At 60.5% G+C, this 20041-nt stretch carries 21 protein-coding genes; 12 read left to right on the top strand and 9 right to left on the bottom strand.

Features of this window, described 5'->3' with window-relative positions:
- The first annotated feature begins 57 nt into the window (after positions 1–57).
- Complete coding sequence (locus HCZ30_RS03950; protein WP_167636525.1) at positions 58–714, top strand: hypothetical protein; 657 nt, start codon at positions 58–60, stop codon at positions 712–714.
- On the opposite strand, the gene HCZ30_RS03945 is transcribed toward HCZ30_RS03950, so the two are convergent.
- Positions 681–1850: a TIGR03862 family flavoprotein gene (locus HCZ30_RS03945; protein WP_167636523.1), complete on the bottom strand. Its 1170-nt coding sequence runs from the start codon at positions 1848–1850 to the stop codon at positions 681–683. The two genes, HCZ30_RS03950 and HCZ30_RS03945, sit on opposite strands and share 34 nt — an antisense overlap.
- 46 nt (positions 1851–1896) lie before the next feature.
- Between HCZ30_RS03945 and HCZ30_RS03940 the strand changes: the two genes are divergently transcribed.
- Positions 1897–2184, top strand: a complete 288-nt coding sequence (locus tag HCZ30_RS03940) for an HNH endonuclease (RefSeq protein ID WP_167636521.1) — start codon at positions 1897–1899, stop codon at positions 2182–2184.
- Here the strand turns inward: HCZ30_RS03940 and HCZ30_RS03935 are convergent.
- Positions 2181–2786, bottom strand: a complete 606-nt coding sequence (locus HCZ30_RS03935; protein WP_167636519.1) for an enoyl-CoA hydratase/isomerase family protein — start codon at positions 2784–2786, stop codon at positions 2181–2183. The two genes, HCZ30_RS03940 and HCZ30_RS03935, sit on opposite strands and share 4 nt — an antisense overlap.
- Complete coding sequence (locus HCZ30_RS03930; protein WP_167636517.1) at positions 2783–3532, bottom strand: SDR family oxidoreductase; 750 nt, start codon at positions 3530–3532, stop codon at positions 2783–2785. The genes HCZ30_RS03935 and HCZ30_RS03930 overlap by 4 nt, the downstream gene beginning before the upstream one ends.
- Positions 3533–3655: 123 nt before the next feature.
- Between HCZ30_RS03930 and HCZ30_RS03925 the strand changes: the two genes are divergently transcribed.
- The 4 genes from HCZ30_RS03925 to HCZ30_RS03910 are packed head-to-tail and all read left to right on the top strand — an operon-like array spanning position 3656 to position 8938.
- Positions 3656–5164: a hypothetical protein gene (locus HCZ30_RS03925; RefSeq protein WP_167636515.1), complete on the top strand. Its 1509-nt coding sequence runs from the start codon at positions 3656–3658 to the stop codon at positions 5162–5164.
- 53 nt (positions 5165–5217) lie between these two features.
- On the top strand, positions 5218–6774 hold the full coding sequence (locus HCZ30_RS03920; protein WP_167636513.1) for a hypothetical protein: 1557 nt from the start codon (positions 5218–5220) through the stop codon (positions 6772–6774).
- Positions 6775–6834: 60 nt separating this feature from the next.
- Complete coding sequence (locus HCZ30_RS03915) at positions 6835–8181, top strand: TldD/PmbA family protein (RefSeq protein WP_167636511.1); 1347 nt, start codon at positions 6835–6837, stop codon at positions 8179–8181.
- Positions 8168–8938: a 3'(2'),5'-bisphosphate nucleotidase CysQ gene (locus HCZ30_RS03910; RefSeq protein WP_167636509.1), complete on the top strand. Its 771-nt coding sequence runs from the start codon at positions 8168–8170 to the stop codon at positions 8936–8938. Before HCZ30_RS03915 ends, HCZ30_RS03910 begins: the two co-directional genes overlap by 14 nt.
- On the opposite strand, the gene HCZ30_RS03905 is transcribed toward HCZ30_RS03910, so the two are convergent.
- Positions 8935–10155 (bottom strand): glycosyl transferase, encoded by a 1221-nt coding sequence (locus HCZ30_RS03905; RefSeq protein ID WP_167636507.1) that lies wholly within the window; start codon positions 10153–10155, stop codon positions 8935–8937. The genes HCZ30_RS03910 and HCZ30_RS03905 overlap by 4 nt on opposite strands.
- Complete coding sequence (locus HCZ30_RS03900) at positions 10148–10954, bottom strand: HAD-IIB family hydrolase (RefSeq protein ID WP_167636505.1); 807 nt, start codon at positions 10952–10954, stop codon at positions 10148–10150. The genes HCZ30_RS03905 and HCZ30_RS03900 overlap by 8 nt, the downstream gene beginning before the upstream one ends.
- Before the next feature lie 123 nt (positions 10955–11077).
- Between HCZ30_RS03900 and HCZ30_RS03895 the strand changes: the two genes are divergently transcribed.
- Genes HCZ30_RS03895 through lpxK form a run of 3 tightly spaced genes read left to right on the top strand, consistent with a single transcriptional unit; the run spans position 11078 to position 13494 of the window.
- Positions 11078–11311, top strand: coding sequence for a DUF4170 domain-containing protein (locus tag HCZ30_RS03895; protein ID WP_167636504.1), 234 nt, complete (start codon positions 11078–11080; stop codon positions 11309–11311).
- 7 nt (positions 11312–11318) lie between these two features.
- Positions 11319–12515, top strand: a complete 1197-nt coding sequence (locus tag HCZ30_RS03890) for a 3-deoxy-D-manno-octulosonic acid transferase (RefSeq protein WP_167636502.1) — start codon at positions 11319–11321, stop codon at positions 12513–12515.
- A 1-nt stretch (position 12516) separates the two neighbouring features.
- Entirely contained in the window at positions 12517–13494 is a 978-nt protein-coding gene (gene lpxK, locus HCZ30_RS03885) for a tetraacyldisaccharide 4'-kinase (protein WP_167636500.1), read from the top strand.
- On the opposite strand, the gene HCZ30_RS03880 is transcribed toward lpxK, so the two are convergent.
- Genes HCZ30_RS03880 through HCZ30_RS03870 form a run of 3 tightly spaced genes read right to left on the bottom strand, consistent with a single transcriptional unit; the run spans position 13481 to position 15810 of the window.
- Positions 13481–14599 carry a CaiB/BaiF CoA transferase family protein gene (locus HCZ30_RS03880; RefSeq protein WP_167636498.1) on the bottom strand — a complete coding sequence of 373 codons (1119 nt, stop codon included), beginning with the start codon at positions 14597–14599 and terminating at the stop codon, positions 13481–13483. The two genes, lpxK and HCZ30_RS03880, sit on opposite strands and share 14 nt — an antisense overlap.
- Complete coding sequence (locus HCZ30_RS03875; protein ID WP_167636496.1) at positions 14596–15288, bottom strand: DsbA family protein; 693 nt, start codon at positions 15286–15288, stop codon at positions 14596–14598. The genes HCZ30_RS03880 and HCZ30_RS03875 overlap by 4 nt, the downstream gene beginning before the upstream one ends.
- 12 nt (positions 15289–15300) lie before the next feature.
- Positions 15301–15810, bottom strand: a complete 510-nt coding sequence (locus HCZ30_RS03870; protein WP_167636494.1) for a DUF721 domain-containing protein — start codon at positions 15808–15810, stop codon at positions 15301–15303.
- 66 nt (positions 15811–15876) lie between these two features.
- On the opposite strand from HCZ30_RS03870, the gene mutY reads away from it, so the two are divergent.
- From mutY to HCZ30_RS03855, 3 genes are all read left to right on the top strand, one after another.
- Positions 15877–16953 carry an A/G-specific adenine glycosylase gene (gene mutY, locus HCZ30_RS03865; protein WP_167636492.1) on the top strand — a complete coding sequence of 359 codons (1077 nt, stop codon included), beginning with the start codon at positions 15877–15879 and terminating at the stop codon, positions 16951–16953.
- 27 nt (positions 16954–16980) lie between these two features.
- Positions 16981–18111 (top strand): alkane 1-monooxygenase, encoded by a 1131-nt coding sequence (locus HCZ30_RS03860; RefSeq protein ID WP_167636490.1) that lies wholly within the window; start codon positions 16981–16983, stop codon positions 18109–18111.
- A 94-nt stretch (positions 18112–18205) separates the two neighbouring features.
- The gene (locus HCZ30_RS03855; protein ID WP_167636488.1) at positions 18206–18766 is read left to right on the top strand and encodes a type 1 glutamine amidotransferase domain-containing protein; all 561 of its coding nucleotides are present in this window, start codon (positions 18206–18208) and stop codon (positions 18764–18766) included.
- Between the two features lie 120 nt (positions 18767–18886).
- Here the strand turns inward: HCZ30_RS03855 and HCZ30_RS03850 are convergent, their stop codons facing one another.
- Positions 18887–19993: a site-specific DNA-methyltransferase gene (locus HCZ30_RS03850; RefSeq protein ID WP_167636486.1), complete on the bottom strand. Its 1107-nt coding sequence runs from the start codon at positions 19991–19993 to the stop codon at positions 18887–18889.
- Positions 19994–20041 lie beyond the last annotated feature (48 nt).

The following is a 20041-nucleotide window of genomic DNA, read 5'->3' as shown; positions in this document are numbered from 1 at the left end:
TTTTTAAGCTTTCAATCGTAGCTTGCCGTGCACAGGGACAAAATGTGCGGACAGGTAATGATCATTTCTCATAGGTTTAAGTTCATCCTCTACAACAACCCGCTGACCGGATCGTCGCGGATCCGCAATGCACTGGCCTTTATGCAGGACGAGGTCGTCCAGCCGTATCACCTGCGCACGCCGCGCAATCCGTTCTACACCTACATGCCGCCCGCCGAAGTCGCCCAGACGATGGAGATGAAAGGACTGCCCTACGACGAATACGTCAGTATTACCTGCATTCGCGATCCGTTCACACGGCTTCCGGCGCTTTATGAACGGATTAAAAGGACGGATCGGCTGTGGCGGTTTCGCCAGTCCGCAGGTCTAGCCCCGCCGCATTTCGTCACTTGGCTGAACGGCACACTGCCCGAAGGGCGCGGCGGTGGAGGTGCCCCTCATGCCCGTTGGCGGCGGTGTGGGACTTGGGCCATCGACAACTGGACCGGCGGCAAGGTGCGCCATGTGATAAAAGCCGAAGATGCGCAGAGCGAGATTACCCGCATTTTTGTCGAAAGCGATTTGCCGCCTGCGAACCTTCCCGCGATGGATGACATTACAAGGGTGACACCTGGCGTCATGACCCGCGCTGCCCGCAAGATCATCTCGGAACGCTACGCGGACGACATCGCGAAATTCGGCTACACGCCTCCCTGCTTCAAGCGGGCGGCATAGTCGGCAGCGGCGAGGCCCGCCTTGCGCCCCGTCGCGAGGCAGGCTGTCAGAAGGTAGCCGCCTGTCGGTGCTTCCCAGTCGAGCATCTCGCCCGCCGCGAAAACACCGGTCGCACTTCGAAGCATCAGATCATCGGTAAGAACATCGAAACGCAATCCGCCAGCGACGGAGATCGCCTCGTCTATCGGACGCGGGCCAATGTGCTTGATGGGCAGAGCCTTGAGCAGAGACGCCAAGTCATCGGGAAACGGGCGCCCGAATTCGTTCAGCAGAGCGATTTTGACACCGTCGAGTTTCAGCGCCTTCCGCAAGTGATTGGTCAGGCTGGCTTTGCCGCGCTTGGCAAACTTGGCGCGGACGTCACCAATTGTCTGATCCGGCAGCAGATCAATGTAAAGCGTCGCGCCCTCCCGCATCTGGCGGGAAACCGTGTAAATACCGCCGCCCTCGATACCGCGCTCGGAAATGACGAACTCGCCGCGAGTCGTCCGACCCTCAACAGTCAAGCCGCAGCCTTTCACAGGCTGCCCGAAGAACGGCGTCATGTGATCGGACCAATCCACAATGAACCCCATATTCGCAGGTTGGAAAGGCGCACAGTCGCTCGCAAAGGCTCTCGCCCACTCGCCGTCCGAGCCGAGCCGCTTCCAACTCGCCCCGCCCATCGCGAGGACGATGACGTCGGCAGTGACTTCGATAGTGCCGTCAGGCGTTTCAAACAACACGGCATCATCCGCAAAACCCGTCCAGCGCCATCGGGTTTTCAGTTCGACACCGTAGTCACCCAGCCGCGCCAGCCAAGCGCGCAGCAGCGGAGATGCTTTCATCACCGTCGGAAACACACGGCCGGTAGAGCCGATGAAGGTCTCTTGCCCCAGCCCCTCGACCCAGTCGGTCACAGCCTTCGCTGCAAAATCGTCCAGCGCGGCTTTCAACGCTTCGGGCATATCACCGAACGCCGCCGCAAACCCGTCGCCCGCATTCGTGATGTTCAGCCCGCTCTTGCCCGCCATCAGGAACTTGCGCGCGGGCGACGGCATCTGGTCGGCGACCAAGACGCCATGACCGGCGGCGCCGAGCATTTCGGCAGCCATCAGCCCTGCGGGTCCCGCTCCGATCACAACTGCCTTTGCCAAACGACTGCTCCGTGCCATCTCTTTCCCCGAAAGGCGGTATCACGCGATGTCAGACGATCCAACCTGCGCGCTTTGCGGGCGCCCTATTCCACCCGATGTGCCGCAGAGCCTTCATCACCTGATCCCGAAGCTCAAAGGTGGAAAGAACGGGCCGACCGTGTTGCTCCACCACATCTGCCACAAAGAAATCCACGCAACACTGTCAGAGGCCGAGCTTGCACGGAACTACAACACGCCCGAGGCACTGCGCAGCCATCCGCGCCTTGCTAAATTCGCGAACTGGGTCGCGAAACGCCCACCGTCGTTTATCTCTCGCGTTCCGAAAAGGCGCTAGCGGATCAGAGCTTTGATGCCTGCGATATGGTCGGGCGAAGCGCCGAGGGCGTCCGCAGCGATTTCCCGCACTGCGGACATCAGATCGTCGTCCACTAGCCGGTCCACCAGCCCGTAGCTCAGAGCTTCGTCGGCAGTGATCTTCTGCCCGCCCATCAGGATCATCTTGGCCCGCGAGGGACCGATCAGCTGCGACATCCGCACGGGATCGGACGGCTGCGGCAGAAACCCGAGCTTCATCACGGGATAGAAGAACCTTGCCGTCGAAACCGAAATCCGTAGGTCGCACGCCAGCGCCATACCGAAGGCACCACCTGCCAGTGTGCCGTTGAGGGCCGCAACAGTCAGACACGGCAGCGTCGCGATGGTGCCCGATAGCTCTTCCCACAACGGACTGGTCGCCAGACCGGCGCGCGCTTCGTCGAGGTCCGCACCGGCGCTGAAAACCTTGCCGTTGCCGGTGATGACCAGCACCTTCGCCGCGCTGGCGTCCTTTGCGATTTCGATCAAACGGGACAGCATATCGGCCGTCAGCGAGTTCGCTTTTTCCGGCCGGTCAATCGTGACGATCCAGAGATCGTCGTCCTTGTCGAGCCTGATCATGCAACACCGATGGCTTTGCGGATGCTGTCTTCGCGCAGGCTGACATCCTGACCTAGGTAGGCGTCAGCTTCCGAGCCGCACATCCATAGCAGCGCCTTTGCGGGCCATTCCGGCGGAATGTGGTCGCTCCACTCCAGCTCAGCCACGCGGCCACGGCCCGACGCTTTAATCTCTTTCTGCATCTGCGTCGCGACCGTTCCCGGCGACAGGCCCAGCGAGCGGACGCCTTGCGCGCCGTTTTCCAGATGCACTTGGCGGGTAATCATGTAGACGCCCGCTTTCGAGGTGCAGTAGGCCGACCAGTGTTCGTAGGCGTTGTGCGCAGCGCCGGAAGAGATGTTGATGATCGTTCCGTCCCCCGCAGCGACCATCAGCGGCAGCACGACGCGAGTGCCATTGTAGACGCCCTTGAGGTTTACATCGATCGCGCGGCCCCAGTCTTCGGGGTCGGTCTCCTCAAGGCGGGCCATCGGTTCGATCATGCCAGCGTTGTTGATGAGGATATCGACCGTCCCCCAGCGTTCGACAGTAGCGGCAATCGCCTCCTGCACTTCCCAGAAGCGGGAAACATCGCAGGGGATCGCGAGAGAGTTCTCGCCCAGCTCGCCAGCCAGATCGGCGATGCGGTCCTCGCTACGCGCCAGCAGGGCGACCTTGGCACCGGCGGCGACGAACGCGCGGGCGGCAGCCTCGCCAATACCGCGACTAGCCCCTGTAATGACAACAACTTTTCCGTTCAGATCCATTTCACAATTCCGCATCATCTTGGTTTTAAAGTTCAATATATATCCGAATGGATGATTTCCTCACCTTGACCGAAGAAGGCGTCGGACCGAACCTTTCCGTAGCGTTACCTGAAAGGACAGACCATGAAAACGACTTGGAATTTCCGCGCAACCGTCGCAACCGCAGCTCTACTGACGGCGACCGGTGTAAGCGCCGATGTGACCGCCGATCAGGTCTGGCAAGCCTTCCAATCCAATTTCGACGACCTCCCCGAACTGCAATTCGGCGTCACCAGCGTCACCGACGGCGGCGGTCAGGTATATGTCGTCGACCTAGATATCACCTATGATGACGGCGACATTCTGATCCAGACGCACTACCCCTATATGGAGTTCGTCGAGCAGGGTGACGGAACGGTGCGCATCGACATGTCACCGGAGTCGACCGTGTACTTCGGCAATTCGACCGATCCCGACATGGACTATGCGCTGCTTGGCGCAACGACGAGCGGCCTGAATATGACCGCGAGCGGTGATCCCGACCTCATCAATTTTTCCTACGAGGCAGCCAGCTATAACCTCACGCTTCTGGAGATGATGGACCGCGGCGAGGAAGGCGACGCGGACTTCAATCTCAATATGCGCGACCTGACGAGTAGCTACAGCACCAACCCGCGCGGCGAAGTCACAGACTGGACCTATGACTTCGGCTTCGGCGGCGTGGACCTCGTTTTCGGTTATGACAGCGGCTACTCGATGGTCGACTTCAGCTTGCAGTCGGACGGCACACGGATGAACGGTTCGGCCACACTGCCGACTGACATGACCGTCATGGAAGACCCGAACTTCGATCCCTATTCGGTGGATGGCCTGACCTTTGCCGCGAACTACAGCCTGAACCACACGGCAATGATCGTGCAATGGGACGACTACGGCGACACTGGCATGATGTCAGGCGAGCTTGGCGCGTTCGACTTCGGTATGGCTGGCAGCACAGAGCGCATCAGCATGACTATGAACGCCAGCGACTTGGCGGTGATGGCGCAGATCGTCGATGTCCCGCTTCCCATAGAGCTTTCCGCCAAAACCATCGGCTTCGGCATCGAAACGCCTGTGCCCTCCATGTCCGGAGCGAGCGATGCCGTGCCGTTCAGTGTCGATATCGACCTCGAACAGATCAATACCGGCGAGGTCGCATGGAGCATGGTCGACCCGATGGGAATGCTGCCTCATGACCCCGTCACCCTGCAATTCGGCACCAGCGGTATGATCCTGATGCCCAGCGCCTTCGACATCATGATGGGCATGGCCGAGGAAACGGGTCAGGTGACTGAGATGAACATCGAAAAGCTCAACATCGAAGCCGTCGGCGCGAAGATCGTCGGCGAAGGCGCGATGACCTTCGACTACTCCGATATGGAGTCGTTCGACGGTATGCCGCGCCCCGAGGGTTCCGCTTCGCTGCGCGGCACCGGCATCAACGCACTGTTGGATACGCTCCAGACCATGGGCCTGCCGATCGAGGACGAACTGATGGGTGCCCGCATGATGATGGGTATGTTCACCCGCGCCACGGGGGACGACCAGCTTGAAACAACTCTCGAGATAAATGAAGCTGGCGAAGTGGCCCTGAACGGCCAACGCATTAAATAATTTCTAGAGCCCCGCCTTCTCGCGGGGCACAATCCTGACTTGAAAGGTCTATTGTGTTTAACAAACTTTCCCCCCGCAGCCTCGCGCTGGTCGCGGCAGTTGTTCCCGTACCCGCGCTCGCAGACGTCACCGCAGACGATTACCTGAACATGATCACCGAAGTCGCGAATGCCTCCGGTTTCGAAGTCACCTCGGACGTTAGCGCGGACGGCGATGTCACCACGGTCGAGAACCTCAATCTCGTGATGACCCTGCCGATGGACTTCGGTGCGTTCACAATGACCGTTCCGTCCATGACCATCACCGAAGCCGATGGTGAGCTCGATGTTGTCTATGGCGAAACGATGGACGGCCAACTCGTTATCACTCCGCCCGAAGACGGCGCGAACGATCTGGTTACGCCCTTCACCATGAGCATGTCCAACCTGAGCGAACACGTCACCGGCGACCCCGATCAGATGCAGATCGAGCGCACCTATGACAGCATCGAAGCGATGTCGGATATGTCCGACATGGCCGCACTGGATTCGATGGGCGAAGACGTCGCGGACATCGTTTCGACCTATCACATCATCATGACCGACGGCTCGCAGACCACTACGGTATCGCTCGGTGACATGATCATCCAGAACGGCAGCTCCACAGCCGCTATGCTTGAAACGACGTCCCAGCAAACCGGTGGCGGTGCTGATCAGACCGCTTACACATCGAACGAGAACACGACAATCGACTACATCGTCCAGCTTCCGCGTCAGCCGCTGGACCTGATGAACGTTGCAGCGTCGATCCGCGCGGGCCTTTCGGTCGACATGACAAGCACTTCCGAAAAGGCCACCACGTCGCAATCGATGACATTCACTTCGGAGGCAACTGAGTACTCCGAGGCTTCTTCGGCAAGCTTCCAAGTCGACGCTGAAATCGAAAACAGCACCTCCAGCTTTGGCATCGGCGAAAAAGGCCTCTCCCTGGACATCGGCTATGGCGCTTCGACCGCCAACATTGCGGGCGATATGAACGGTATGCCGTTCGATGTTTCGCTGACGTCGGAGCCGTCGACGGTGAAAATGGCCTCTCCGCTCATGGCAGCCGAAGATCCGCAGGAATTCTCGATTGCCATCGATATTCCGTCCTACGCGATCACCTCGTTCGAGCCGCAGGACATGCTGATGGGCTTTGACGTGACCGAGGGCGAAAACCACCTCGTCGTCGACATCAGCGGCGAGATGACCGTGATGCAGGACCTGCTGGACATCGAAACGATGATGGGCCTCGAAGATACGCCCGTCACTGTGCAAAGCGTGTCCGTCAATTCGCTCGACCTCGGTCTGCTCGGCGCGATGGCAACGGCCGAAGGCGATTTCGAGTTCACCGAGATGATGGACCCGATGACGGGTATGCCGTTCAGCGTGACCGGTACCGCTCAGGTCGTCGTCGCCAACATCAACCAACTGCTGTCCCGCCTCGAAAGCACCGGCATGGTCCCGCCGAATGCAGGTATGATGCTGGGCGCGTTCCTCCGTCAGGAACCGCAGGATGGTATCGACGACCGCTTCGTCGGTGATGTCGAGCTGACGCCGGAAGGCTTCACCCTGAACGGTATGCCGTTCTGATCGAACACTTGCGATAGGTCGGCCGGAGAGCTACCTCATGCAGGACCGAAAGGATCTTGCATGACACGCACTCTGGCCGACCTGACCCACGAACTTCTCGACTACGCCCGCCAGTCCGGCGCCGACGCTGCTGATGCGCTCGCCGTTGACGGCACCTCCATGACAATCGACGTCCGCGCAGGTGCGCTCGAAAACGCCGAACGGTCCGAAGGCGTCGATATCGGCGTGCGCGTCTTTGTCGGCAATCGTCAGGCTTGTGTGTCCACCTCAGACACGCGCAGCGATGCGCTGAAAACCGTGGCTGAGCGTGCCGTCCAGATGGCCCGCCTCGCGCCCGAAGATCCGTACTGCGGCCTCGCCGACCCAGCGCAGCTCGCGACAGAGATTGACAGTGCCGCACTCGAACTCTTCGACCCGTCCGAAGAGCCCGCACCCGCCGAACTACAAGATATGGCCCAACGCGCTGAAGCCGCCGGCCTTTCGGTCGCCGGTGTCGAGCAGGTCATTTCTGCCTCCGCCGGATACAGCAACCGCGCGCTGCACCTTGCCGCGACCAACGGTTTCTCGGGTGGCTATCGCCGCAGCGATATCGGCATGTCCTGCGTGGCGCTTGCCGGCAAGGGCGGCAAGATGGAGCGCGACGCGGACGGCGATGGGCGCATCTTCCGCATCGATCTGCGCAGTGCCGAGGATATCGGCCGCACCGCTGGCGAACGTGCCGTTGCCGCGCTGAACCCGCGCCGTGTCAAAACGGGCGCCTACCCTGTCATCATCGACGAGCGCGTGTCCTCGACCCTGATCGGCCACCTGCTGTCCGCCACCAACGGCGCGATGATCGCTCGCGGCTCGTCTTGGGCGCGCCAGCTGATGGACCAGCAGGTGCTGCCCGACGGGATTTCGCTGATCGAAAACCCGCATCGCGCGCGGATTTCCGGCTCCAAGATGTTCGACGCCGAAGGTCTGCCGACCCGCAAGCGTGCCATCGTCGAAAACGGTGTTCTCCAGAACTGGACCCTCGACCTCGCGAATGCGCGGAAACTCGGACTCGAAAGCACCGGCTCCGCTGCGCGCGGCACATCCGCCCCGCCGTCGCCGAGCGTGACGAACCTCGAACTGACCCAAGGCACCAAGTCCCGCGAAGATCTGATGAAAGAGATCGGCACAGGCTTCCTCATCAACTCGTTCATCGGCGCGACCATCAACCCGAACACGGGCGACTATTCGCGCGGCGCGTCGGGCTTCTGGATCGAAAACGGAGAGATCGCCTATCCGGTCAACGAGGTGACCGTTGCGGGCAATCTGATCGACATGCTCAAGAAGATCACACCTGCAAACGATGCGCGCACCTACCTCAGCCGCGTGATCCCGTCGCTTCTGGTCGAGGGGCTGACCCTTGCCGGCGAGTGATCTCGATCTCCTGATCGAGGCCGCAAACGAGGCTGGCGAGATTGCAAGCGGTTACTACACCGCCGATCCGCAGGTATGGCACAAACCCGATGACGCGGGCCCCGTGACCGAGGCCGACTATGCGGTCGACCACATGCTGCGAGAAAAACTCCGCAGTGCGCGACCCGACTACGGCTGGCTGTCCGAGGAAACCGAAGACAACGCTGAACGCCTGTCGACCAAGCACCAGTTCATCATCGACCCGATCGACGGAACACGCGCCTTCATCAACGGCTCGCGCGACTGGGCGCATAGCATCGCAATTGCGACGGATGGCAAAATCACCGCCGCCGTCGTGTTCCTGCCGATCCGCAACCAGATGTACGCCGCGGGCCGCGGCACGGGTGCCTTCCTGAACGGCGAACGCCTGTCGATCCGTGACCGCGTCGGCATTCCGTCCGTCCTCGCGGCGAAGCCCAACTGGCAACCGAAGTTCTGGAAGAACGGCACCCCGCCCGAGTGCGACCAACATTTCCGCTCGTCGCTGGCTTACCGCATGTGCCTCGTCGGAGTAGGCAGATTTGACGCTATGCTCACATTAAGGCCCAGTTGGGAATGGGATATTGCTGCTGGCACCCTCATCATCGAAGAGGCTGGCGGCATCGTAACCGACCGCGCAGGCGATCCGCTCGTCTTCAACAATCCCTTCCCGCAGGTCGACGGCGTGGTCGCAGGGACCAACGCCGCCCACAGTTTGCTGCGCGATAGCCTCGCTTAGCCGAACTCGTCGCGGTCGGCTTGAACCGCTGCGAGCATGTCCGTCATCAGATCCGGATCTGCGGCATTCACGCGGCTCCAGTTCGGGATGAACGGAGTCTCCATCGGATTTTCGAGGAACACCTGACCCGCCTGCATGATGTTGGCGGCGAACAGCTCGACGGCCGTTTCTTCAGCGTGGCGATCAAGGTGCAGACCGTTGATGAGCGAGTCGTTGTAGTAAGTGTCGATCTGGTCGAGCGCCATGCGGAAGTAGGTCGCCTTGATCGAACGGAACACCTCCTCGCTCAGCACTGTGCCGTCGGCGGCCAGCTTGCGATAGAGCGCCTTACAAATGTCGACCGACATGCGGCTCAGACCCTGCGTGGCGTCCTCTGCGGACAGGTCCTGATGCTTATGGTCGTAGCGATCGCTGATCTCGACCTGACAGACAGCCTGCGGGGAAAGGTTGCGCCACGCCTCCGACAGGATGCCGATTTCGAGGCCCCAATCCGACGGAATACGCATGTCGGGCAGGATCGGTGTCCGCATCGCGAATTCACCCGCAAGCGGGTAGCGGAACGACGATAGGAAATCGAGGTAATCGCGCGGGCCGAGCACTTTTTTCAGCGCGAGCAGCAACGGCGACACCAGCAGGCGACTGACACGCCCGTTCATTTTGCCGTCGGCCACGCGGGGATAGAAGCCTTTCGACATCTGGTACGGGAACGCCGGATTGGCGACGGGGTAGATCAGCTTGGCCAACATATCGGACGAATAAGTGACCACGTCGCAATCGTGCACCGCGACCACCGCAGCTTCGGCCTGCGCCAGCGTGTAGCCGATGCAGAACCAGACATTGCGGCCCTTCCCCGGTTCGGACGGCGAAAGCGTCAGGCGCTGGAGACGCTCGTCGATGGCCTTCATCCGCGGGCCGTCGTGCCAGAGCACCTCGTGCTGCGGCTTCAGTCTGGAGAAGAACTCGCGCGCATAGCGGTACTGTTCGGCGTCCGCACGGTCGAGGCCGATGATAATGCGGTTCAGATAGGGAACGGTGTTCAGTTCGTCGATGATCGCGGGCAGCGCATCGCCTTCGAGTTCGGAAAACAACGACGGAAGGATAAGGTTGATCTTGCGGCGCTCGCCGAAAATCGACAGCTCCCGCGTCATGTCTTCGGTGCTACGGGTCCGAAGGTTATGCAGGGTGGCAATGCTGCCGCTCTGGTGGAAATCAGCCAAGTTCAACTCCTTTGTGCCAATTCTGACCGTTCTCGACATGATCGAGGAAATGATTCACCGCATCGTTCCAGCCAGCAGGGCCTTCTTTTGCGGTGCGGATAATGCGTTTGTCGGCCTCGCCCTGAAGCTCCGGCATCGGGTTGCCATGACCGTTTTTGATGATGACGCCATGGGTCGCGGCTTCGATCATCTCGATGTCATTGGGCGCATCGCCGAGCGCGAGCGTGAATTCCGCATCTGCGCTGCCAGCGATTTCCTTCATACGGTCGGCCTTGTTCGCCCCGAAACTGAGCGTGAGGTATCTGCCGCCATGACGGGCGTGGACCTCCTGCTCGGCAAGGTTGGCAATGAAGTCTTCCAGTTCTGCGTCAGTGCCGTTCCAGACCCCGGGCTCCGAAAACTGACGCTTGCCGGCAGCCTCTGCGGCGTCGCGCGCCAGTCCGGTATGCTCGGCGATGCCTTCCGCACCCCAGTCCGAAAAGCTCTCGAACTTCTGTCGAAGCGCTTCTGGCATCTGAGACACGGCATTCATCAGCGCGTCATGTACGATGGCTTCCGAACCTGCTTCCTCGCCTGCTGCGATAATGCCAGCGCCGTTTTCAACAATGCACGGGCAGTGGTCGAAACCCATCTCGCTCCGCAGTGGAACAAGCTCTGCCGCTGTCTTTGAACTGGCGAGAACGAGCATGATCCCGTTCGACTTCAACCGTTCGAGCGCAGGGCGCGCGGGCTCCCAGCTATAGGTGCTGTGATCCAGCAACGTTCCGTCCAGATCCGAAAATACGGCAATCCGAGGCATCGCGTCTCCTTTGTTAGCCCTATCATTACCGCTTTGCTGCATTGCAGCAACCCGCAGCGGTGTTACTTGACGATGTAGGGTGAAAGTTTAGTTTGGCCCCAACTTTCAGCACTGGAGCACAACATGGCCCAACGCCTGCACCTCGTCTTCGGCGGCGAACTCGTCGATCCGTCCACCACCCAGTTCGCGGACGTCGAAAAAATCGACATCGTCGGCATCTTCCCGAACTACGAAAGCGCCTACGCGGCTTGGAAATCGGCTGCCCAGCGCACCGTCGACGATGCGCACACCCGTTATTTCATCGCGCACCTGCACCGTCTGCGCGACGAAGAGATGACTCCGGTCGATCAGGCCTGATCTGCCCATGGCCCACTCGCTGGCCCTCGCGACCTATGTCGCTTTACGCGGACGCGGGAAGGACGGCGCAAGCCGTGACCCGCGCCCCGACGGTCCGCTTGTGTGGTTCCACTGCCCCACGACCTGCGATCTGCTCCACGCGCAAAGCGTCATCCGCACGCTTCAGGACGATCAGGAGCAGGTCAGTTTTCTGATCACTGGCACGCAGAGCGAGCCTGAAGTCTCAGACGACGGCGACGTGATCATCGGCACCGGCCCCGGCCGAACGAAGGCCGAAGTCGACGGTTTTCTCGATCACTGGCAGCCTGACGCGCTGTTCTGGCTCGGGGGGCAGGTCGATCCGCTGGTGGTCGCCGTGGTCAAAGAGCGCCCGATCAGACGCTTCCTCGTGAACATCCGCTCGGACGATCCCATCGTGACGGGCGGCGGGTGGCTCCCCGGGATCAAATCCGACACCATCAGCGAATTCGAAACCGCGTTCGCAGCGGACACCATGACCGCCACGCGGCTGATCCGTCTTGGCATGTCGCAAGAGGCCGTGACGGTCACAGGCTCCTTCACGGAAAGCATTCCGGTCCTGCCCAACAACGAGGCCGAACGCGCCGACTTTGCCCAAGTCGTCGGGTCGCGCCCGATGTGGCTGGCTTCGGACGTGCCTGTGCAGGAGCTTGAGGGCGTGATTGCGGCGCACAAGAACGCGTTGCGCCGCTCCCACCGCTTGCTGCTCATCTTGGAGCCCCGCAATCCGGAAGACGGCCCGATCTATGCCGAGGCAGTCGAGAAGGCAAAGCTGAAGGCCGTTCTCCGCTCTGAGGATGACCCCAAAGATACCACTCACGTCTACATCGCTGACCTTGGTCAGGAGCGCGGCATGTGGTTCCGCATTGCGCCCACGACCTATATCGGCGGCACGATCCTCGGCGGCGGTCGGCATCCGTTCGAGCCAGCATCGCTTGGGTCAGTCGTGGTGCATGGCCCTGAAAATAAGCCTTATCAAGACGCCTATAGCCGCCTCGATAAGGCGGGCGGCGCGAAGGCCGTGAAAAATAACGTCGAGCTGGCGAGCGCTATCGAAAAGCTTCTCTCCCCCGACAAGGCCGCGCAAATCGCTCACGCCGCTTGGGCTGTGACTTCGCAAGGCGCGGAGGTAACGAACCGCGTGGCGTCGATGATCGCCAGCTTGCTTGATACGTTGGATCACTGACATGCCCGCACCGATTTTCTGGTTCAACGATCCTGACAAACCCGGCTTCAAAGCGCGTATCTTGGCGCCCATTGCGGCGCTCTACGCTGCTGCAACTGCGCGCCGTGTGGCGAAGGAAGGCTACAAAGCGACCGTCCCCGTCATCTGCATCGGCAACATCAATGTCGGCGGCACAGGTAAGACGCCGACCGCAATTGCGCTGGCACAGAGACTGATTTCGATGGGCTACGCGCCGCATATCGTGTCGCGTGGCTATGGCGGCAGCCTCGAAGGACCGCTGCAAGTCAACGAGCGCGAACATACCGCCGATCAGGTTGGCGACGAGCCGCTGCTTTTGTCCGCGTTCACCCCGACGTGGATTGCGAAGGACCGCGCCGCGGGCGTGAAAGCCGCCGAAGCTGCGGGCGCGGAAGTCATTCTGCTGGACGACGGCTTCCAGAACCCGACCGTTGCGAAAGACGTGAACATCGTCGTCGTCGACGCCCGTCGCGGGTTCGGCAATCGGCGCGTCATGCCAGCCGGACCGCTTCGGGAACCCGTGGAAAAGGGTCTGAAGCGGGCAGATGTGGTGCTTTCCATTGGTGAGGAGCTTGCCCCCCTCGGCGCGCTGCCAGTTCCGCTGGTGCGCGGCAGGCTGGAGCCGCTCAAGACCGGTATGACGTGGACAAATATGCGCGTGCTGGCCTTCGCGGGCATCGGCAATCCGGAGAAATTCTTTGCCACCCTGCGCGATCTGGGCTGCGACATCATTCGCGCGGAGGCGCTGGAGGATCACCAACCGCTGACGGACTCGCTGCTCACCCGCTTGGAGCTTGAGGGCAAAACCCGTGTCGCCCAGTTGGTCACGACAGAAAAAGACGCGGTCCGCCTGCCCGCGAGCTTCCGCCCGAAAGTGCTGACGGTACCTGTGCGGCTTGAAGTCGACGATTGGAGCCCGATTGACGCGGCGCTCGCGAAAGTCGGCATCACTCCTCGATAAGCGTCTGATCCTGTCCGAGGTTCGGAGACGCGCAGTTTAGGCTAAGCTCGGCATCCGAAAACGTGATCGGTGTCCGAATAGAGGGCATCCCGTCACAATCCACGACCATGCCACGCGCGACGACCTGCGGGTCCGCAAAAACGTCAGCCATATCGTTGATGGGACCGGCGGGAATGCCGTGCGCTTCGCAAATCGCTAGCAAGCCATCCCGTGTATGCTGCCGAGTCGCCGCCGTCAGGATCGGCACGAGCACATCGCGGTGCGCCAGACGGTCGGCATTCGTGGGGTACTGGTCCGCGAGTTCAGGCAGGCCGAGTTGCTGGCAAAGCCGCTGGTACTGGCCGTCATTGCCCACAGCGATGATGATATGTCCGTCAGAGCAATCAAACACCTGATACGGCACGATATTCGGGTGCGCGTTGCCCATCCGCTGCGGCGCTTTGCCGGTGGTCAGGTAGTTCATCCCTTGATTCGCCGAAATCGCGGTCGCCACATCCAGCAGCGCCATGTCGATGTGCTGTCCCTGCCCCGTACTTTGCCGCTGGTGCAGGGCAGCGAGGATCGCGGTGGTGGCATAAACGCCCGTAAAAATGTCCGTGACCGCCACGCCGACCTTTTGCGGCTGCTGTTCAGGCTCGCCGGTGATCGACATCAGGCCGGACATGCCCTGGATGATGTAGTCATAGCCCGCACGATGCGCATAGGGGCCGGTCTGGCCGAACCCCGTAATCGAACAATAAATAAGGCGCGGGTTGATGGCCTTCAGGCTCTCGTAGTCGAGGCCGTATTTCTTCAGCCCACCGACTTTGAAGTTTTCGATGACCACATCGGCGTCACGCACCAGTTTGCGGACAGTTTCGCGGCCTTCCTCGGTGCGGAAGTCGACGACCACGGATTTCTTGCCGCGATTGGCTGCGTGGAAATAGGATGCGGTCGTCTCGCCGTCCCTCTCAACGAAAGGAGGCCCCCAACGGCGCGTATCATCGCCATCGGGAGCCTCTACTTTAATCACTTCGGCCCCGAGGTCTGCCAGCGTCTGTCCGGCCCACGGGCCTGCGAGAATACGGGCAAGTTCGATTACCTTGAGGCCGTGTAGTGGTGTCATTCAGTCTTGGTTTCTTCGCCTTCCGCATCCGCTCCTGCGGGCGCTTCCTCGGTGGCAGCTTCGTCGCTCCAGCCGGCCTTTTCAAGCTCTTCGTCCAAAATCTTGGCGAAGTCGTCGTAAGCCATGTTCGAGTACTTCTGACCCTGGATCATGAAGCTCGGGGTGCCCTCGATCTGGTCACGCTCTGCGTTGGTCTCGTACCAGGAGATCAGGTTCTGGGCCAGTTCGGCGTCCTGCATACAGGCGTCGAGCGACGCATCGTCCAGACCGGCAGCCTTACCGATCGAACGCAAGTTCGCTGCGATCTGAGCCGGCTCGCCTTGGGTCCATTCGCGCTGCTTGGCGAATACCATCTCGGTGATGCCGAAGAAGCGCATCTGGCCGCCGCAACGGGCGATCATCGATGCCCAGAGGCCGTAACGGTCGAAGTATACTTCGCGGAAGACAAAGCGGACCTTACCGGTGTCGATGTAGTTGGCCTTGATTTCCTTGAACTGGTCCGCCTCGAAGCTGGCGCAGTGCGGGCAGGTGAAGGATGCGTATTCGATCACTTCGACCGGCGCATCGGGGTCGCCCAGTACCATGTCAGGAATAAGCGACTCGGTCGTGTCCTGTGCGAAGGCCGGAACGCCGATCATGCTGGCAAAAGCCATTGCGGTCGTGGCGGTCAGGTATTGGCGTCGGTTCATATTTGGCCTCTGTCAGGTTTTGCGTTTGCTAAGTACATTGGTTGCAAGGCTTTCGAGGGCAAGGCGCAGGTCATCATTTCCTACGCTCTCTCCCATCGACTTGGCCTCTTTCACGACCACGGGATCGGGTGCGGCAACCGTCTTGGTTTTCTGTTTGAACTGGACCTGCCCTTCGGCAAATCCGGTCGGAGCGGTCTGCGTGATCCTGATGCGGGAAATGGCACGGTAGCCGTAGCAGCTGTTCACCTTGTTCAGGATCTGCTCTTTCTGCATTTCCAGCATGGGAGCCTGCGCACCGGTCGTCAGAAGCGTAAGGGTTGCGCCCATGCCCTCGCGGCCATACGAAATGTTGACCGGACGGGCTATTCCGGCGATGCCACTTCCGACGATATCTTCCCAGTGCGTGATGACGCGGGATACGGCGAAACCACGGGACTCTGTCGCGGTGCGGATGCGGGTTTGCATCAGCGTGACAGCGCGGGCAAAACCGCGGGTGGTTCCTCTGGATCGATCTTTTGTCATCTTGGGGGTCATCTTATCGGCAGGTACGGCAGGTGCCAGCAAAACCACTGTTACAGGGGCTAAAGATTGCGTGACGGTTTAAGTGATATTCTCTTGGAATGGTATGACACCCATGCGCGGGTCATGCCATGGCGGGTTTCGCCGCAAGACCGCAAGGACGGCGTTCTGCCCGATCCCTATTGCGTGTGGATGTCAGAGATCATGCTACAGCAAACCACGGTCGCTGCGGTCAAGGATTACTTCCATCGATTTACCGCGAAATGGCCGACGGTGAGCGATCTGGCCGCCGCCGAAGATGCAGATGTGATGGCCGAATGGGCGGGACTTGGTTACTACGCCCGTGCGCGGAATCTGCTGAAATGCGCCCGCGCCGTTGTAGACGATCACGGCGGCAGGTTTCCCGACACGCGCGAAGGGCTGCTGAAACTGCCTGGGGTTGGGCCTTATACCGCTGGCGCAGTGTCCTCAATTGCGTTCAACCGCTCTGAAGTGGTCGTGGACGGGAATGTCGAGCGGGTGATGTCGCGGCTCTATAACGTCGAAACACCGCTGCCGACGTCGAAGCCCGAACTGACCGAACTGGCTCGCGCACTGACGCCCGAGGAACGACCCGGTGATTACGCACAGGCGGTCATGGACCTCGGCGCGACGATCTGCACGCCTCGCAATCCTGCGTGCGGCATCTGCCCGTGGCGCGAACCCTGCGTCGCCCGCGCTGAAGGTACCGCCGCTAGCCTCCCCCGCAAGCTGCCGAAGAAGAAAGTGCCGACCCGTTTCGGCCATGCCTATGTCGCGCGTCGCGCTGATGGGACTTGGCTGCTGGAAACACGGCCCGAGAAAGGAATGCTCGGCGGTATGCTCGGCTGGCCAGGGTCGGAATGGAGCGATGATCCGACCCCCACGCCGCCGTTCGATGGCCATTGGACCACGCTCAACGCCGAAGCCCTCCACACCTTCACGCATTTCCATTTGCGCCTGAAGGTGCATACCGCCGAGCTTCCTCATGGGGCCGAGCCGGGAAATGCTGTCCTCATCGGCAAGCATGATTTCAAACCGTCATCGCTCCCCACGGTGATGCGAAAGGTTTACGACCTCGCGGCAGCGACATTCGTTCCGGTTGCCGATGACGGGTCCGAGCGGTAGCGTCGCGGTAGTCAGAGGGAACAGGACATGTCCGCCAAAGCTCAGGTATCATTCGTGAACGCCGCGCCATTCTGGCTGTCGCTCGCATTGGTGCCTCTGCCGGTCATCGCCGCAATCTACGGCGGCTGGACGATCCTGCTGACCCCGCTGCTGGCGTGGCACCTGTTCACCGTGATCGACTCCTTCGCGGGTCTGAGTGACGCGAACCCCGATCCCGAAACGCCTGATCCGCAGCTTTTCTGGTACAAGCTGATCACAATGATCTGGCCGCCGGTACAGCTTGGTCTTATCTTCGGACTGCTCGCTTACATCACGCATACCGATCACCTCAGTACTTGGGGCAAGATCGGCGTGATGTTCGACGTGGGCGTTCTGACAGGCACCATCGGCATCGTCTATGCCCACGAATTGCTGCATCAACGAAACCGCCTCGAACGGTGGCTCGGCGACGTGCTGCTGGCGATGGCGCTGTATTCGCACTTCAGAACCGAGCACCTGCTTGTCCACCACGTCTATGTCGGCACGCCCCGCGATGCGGTCACGGCGCGGTATAACGAAGGGTTTCACCGCTACTTCGCGCGCGTTCTCCGCACTTGCCCGCCGTCCGCGTTCAAGGCCGAAAAGCGGATGCTCGCCCGCAAGAAGCTCCCGTGGTGGCACATCAGCAATCCGTTCTGGCGCTATCTTGCGATGCAATTCTGGATGATCGTCTTCGCCGCGTGGATCGGCGGCTGGGAGGGCGTAGGGCTTTTCGTCGTGCAGGCTTTCGTCGGCATCTGGGCGCTTGAGCTCACAAACTACGTCGAACACTACGGCCTGACCCGTCGCCATCTGGGCGACGGCAAATACGAACCCGTCCGCCCGCATCATTCGTGGAACGCAGCGCACAAGGCGTCGAACTGGCTGCTGATCAATTTGCAGCGCCACTCCGACCATCACTATCGTCCCGACCGCCGCTTCCCGCTGCTCCAGACCTACCCCGAGGTCGAAGCGCCGCAGCTTCCGTTCGGCTATCCCATGATGGCGATGGCGGCGATGGTTCCGCCCGTTTGGCGGCGCTGGATGAACCCGAAAGTGCGCGCGTGGCGGCGCACATATTACCCCGATATCACCGATTGGACGCCCTACAAAAAGGGCACCAACCCGATGCCGCGGTAACAGTGCGGCTCACAACGATGTCAGTCAGGCAGTAGGAACAAAGCCCCTGCTTCATTGGTTTTCCGGCCAAATGAAATTGAATCAGGAGGCCACCATGCCGAAGATTACCGAAGCAAAAATCCTTATCCTCGCCACCAACGGTTTCGAACAGTCGGAACTCGAAACCCCGCTGCACGAGTTGAAAGACAAGGGCGCTACCGTCCACGTCGCATCGCCTGATGGTAAGGCCATCAAGGGCTGGGATGAAAAGGACTGGGGCAATGAGGTCGAAGCCGATCTCGCGCTCGCCGACGTGAATGCAGCCGACTACGACGCGCTCGTTCTGCCGGGTGGCCAGATCAATCCCGACATCCTCCGCACGATCCCCGAGGCGGTGGACCTCGTGAAGACCTTCTACAACTCGGGTACAACCGTCGCCGCGATCTGTCACGCACCGTGGCTGCTGGCCGAGGCAGGTATCGTAAAAGGCAAGAAGGTCACGTCGTACAACTCGATCAAGACCGACATCGTGAATGCTGGCGGTGAGTGGCATGACAAGGAAGTCGTGACCGACAAGGGCCTGATTACATCGCGTAATCCGAACGACCTTCCGGCATTTGTCGCGAAAATTGTCGAGGAAATCGAAGAAGGCGAGCACCAGCGCGCTGCTGCCTAAGATCGGAAAAGATTGGTAAAAATCTTTGCCAAAAAGCCCCGCCGTTCATGACGGCGGGGTAAGTTAGAGCCTACTTCGACCGAGCAGGGTCGGAGGCTCCGGCGGTAACTGGTAGAAAGATCAGTTGCCCTTCATTTCGGCGCGGATTTGCTGACGGAGCAGATCGATCGGCACAAGCTGGCCGTCGCGCTTAAATGTCCAGTACGTCCAACCATTGCAGCTCGGTGCGCTTTCATAGTGCGCTCCAACCTGATGGATCGATCCCTTCACATCCGAGCCGACCAGAGTGCCGTCTGCGCGGACCTTGGCTTTGTGACGGCCGTTGAAGCTGAACAGCTCCTCGCCCGGACGCAGCAGGCCACGCTCGACGAGCGTACCGAAGGCAACGCGCGGTTCGGCGCGCTTGGACTGCGACACCTGAAGTGCTTCGCGGTCGAACTTGCGGATCGCATCGATACGGCGCTTGGCGACCTTGCGGTACTCTTCCTCACGCTCGATACCGATGAAGTCACGGCCCAGCATCTTGGCTACCGCACCCGTGGTGCCGGTGCCAAAGAACGGGTCAAGGACCACATCACCAGGGTTCGTTGTACCCAGAAGGACGCGATGCAACAGCGATTCAGGCTTCTGCGTCGGGTGTGCCTTATCACCGGCGTCGTCTTTGAGACGCTCGTGACCGGTGCAGATCGGCAGAACCCAATCCGAACGCATCTGGACACCTTCGTTGAGCGCTTTGAGCGCTTCGTAGTTGAAGGTGTACTTGCTGGCTTCCTCTTTTGAGGCCCAGATCAGCGTCTCATGGGCGTTGGTCAGGCGCTTGCCGCGGAAGTTCGGCATCGGGTTCGACTTGCGCCACACAACATCGTTGAGAATCCAGAACCCTTGGTTCTGAAGCTCTGCGCCCATGCGGAACACGTTGTGATAGCTGCCGATCACCCAGATGGCACCGTTCGGCTTGAGGATGCGGCGCGCCGCATTCAGCCACTCACGCGTGAAGTCGTCATACGCTTTGAACGACGAAAACTGGTCCCAGTGATCGTCGACCGCGTCGACCTTGCTGTTATCGGGGCGATGCAGGTCGCCACGAAGCTGAAGATTGTAGGGCGGGTCTGCGAAAACAAGATCGACGCTTGCTTCCGGCAGTGAGTTCATCTGTTCGATGCAATCGCCCGCAAGAATGGTGTTAAGAGGGAGCGTTTCCACGCCCGTCTCCTTTGCTCTGTTCATTTTTTACTGCCTCGTTAACCGGCGGATTTTTCCGCTCTCTGGTTGATG

The organism is Marivivens donghaensis (genome assembly GCF_011806565.1).
In the GTDB taxonomy this organism is placed as follows: Bacteria; Pseudomonadota; Alphaproteobacteria; order Rhodobacterales; family Rhodobacteraceae; genus Marivivens; species Marivivens donghaensis_A.
This window is presented reverse-complemented; position numbering and strand designations above follow the sequence as displayed.

Coding starts and splice junctions, on each gene's coding strand:
- HCZ30_RS03950 (WP_167636525.1), top strand. CDS start 58: ATGATCATTTCTCATAGGTTTAAGTTCATCCTCTACAACAACCCGCTG.
- HCZ30_RS03940 (WP_167636521.1), top strand. CDS start 1,897: ATGTCAGACGATCCAACCTGCGCGCTTTGCGGGCGCCCTATTCCACCC.
- HCZ30_RS03935 (WP_167636519.1), bottom strand. CDS start 2,786: ATGATCAGGCTCGACAAGGACGACGATCTCTGGATCGTCACGATTGAC.
- HCZ30_RS03930 (WP_167636517.1), bottom strand. CDS start 3,532: ATGGATCTGAACGGAAAAGTTGTTGTCATTACAGGGGCTAGTCGCGGT.
- HCZ30_RS03925 (WP_167636515.1), top strand. CDS start 3,656: ATGAAAACGACTTGGAATTTCCGCGCAACCGTCGCAACCGCAGCTCTA.
- HCZ30_RS03915 (WP_167636511.1), top strand. CDS start 6,835: ATGACACGCACTCTGGCCGACCTGACCCACGAACTTCTCGACTACGCC.
- HCZ30_RS03900 (WP_167636505.1), bottom strand. CDS start 10,954: ATGCCTCGGATTGCCGTATTTTCGGATCTGGACGGAACGTTGCTGGAT.
- HCZ30_RS03895 (WP_167636504.1), top strand. CDS start 11,078: ATGGCCCAACGCCTGCACCTCGTCTTCGGCGGCGAACTCGTCGATCCG.
- HCZ30_RS03890 (WP_167636502.1), top strand. CDS start 11,319: ATGGCCCACTCGCTGGCCCTCGCGACCTATGTCGCTTTACGCGGACGC.
- lpxK (WP_167636500.1), top strand. CDS start 12,517: ATGCCCGCACCGATTTTCTGGTTCAACGATCCTGACAAACCCGGCTTC.
- HCZ30_RS03880 (WP_167636498.1), bottom strand. CDS start 14,599: ATGACACCACTACACGGCCTCAAGGTAATCGAACTTGCCCGTATTCTC.
- HCZ30_RS03875 (WP_167636496.1), bottom strand. CDS start 15,288: ATGAACCGACGCCAATACCTGACCGCCACGACCGCAATGGCTTTTGCC.
- HCZ30_RS03870 (WP_167636494.1), bottom strand. CDS start 15,810: ATGACAAAAGATCGATCCAGAGGAACCACCCGCGGTTTTGCCCGCGCT.
- HCZ30_RS03860 (WP_167636490.1), top strand. CDS start 16,981: ATGTCCGCCAAAGCTCAGGTATCATTCGTGAACGCCGCGCCATTCTGG.
- HCZ30_RS03855 (WP_167636488.1), top strand. CDS start 18,206: ATGCCGAAGATTACCGAAGCAAAAATCCTTATCCTCGCCACCAACGGT.
- HCZ30_RS03850 (WP_167636486.1), bottom strand. CDS start 19,993: ATGAACAGAGCAAAGGAGACGGGCGTGGAAACGCTCCCTCTTAACACC.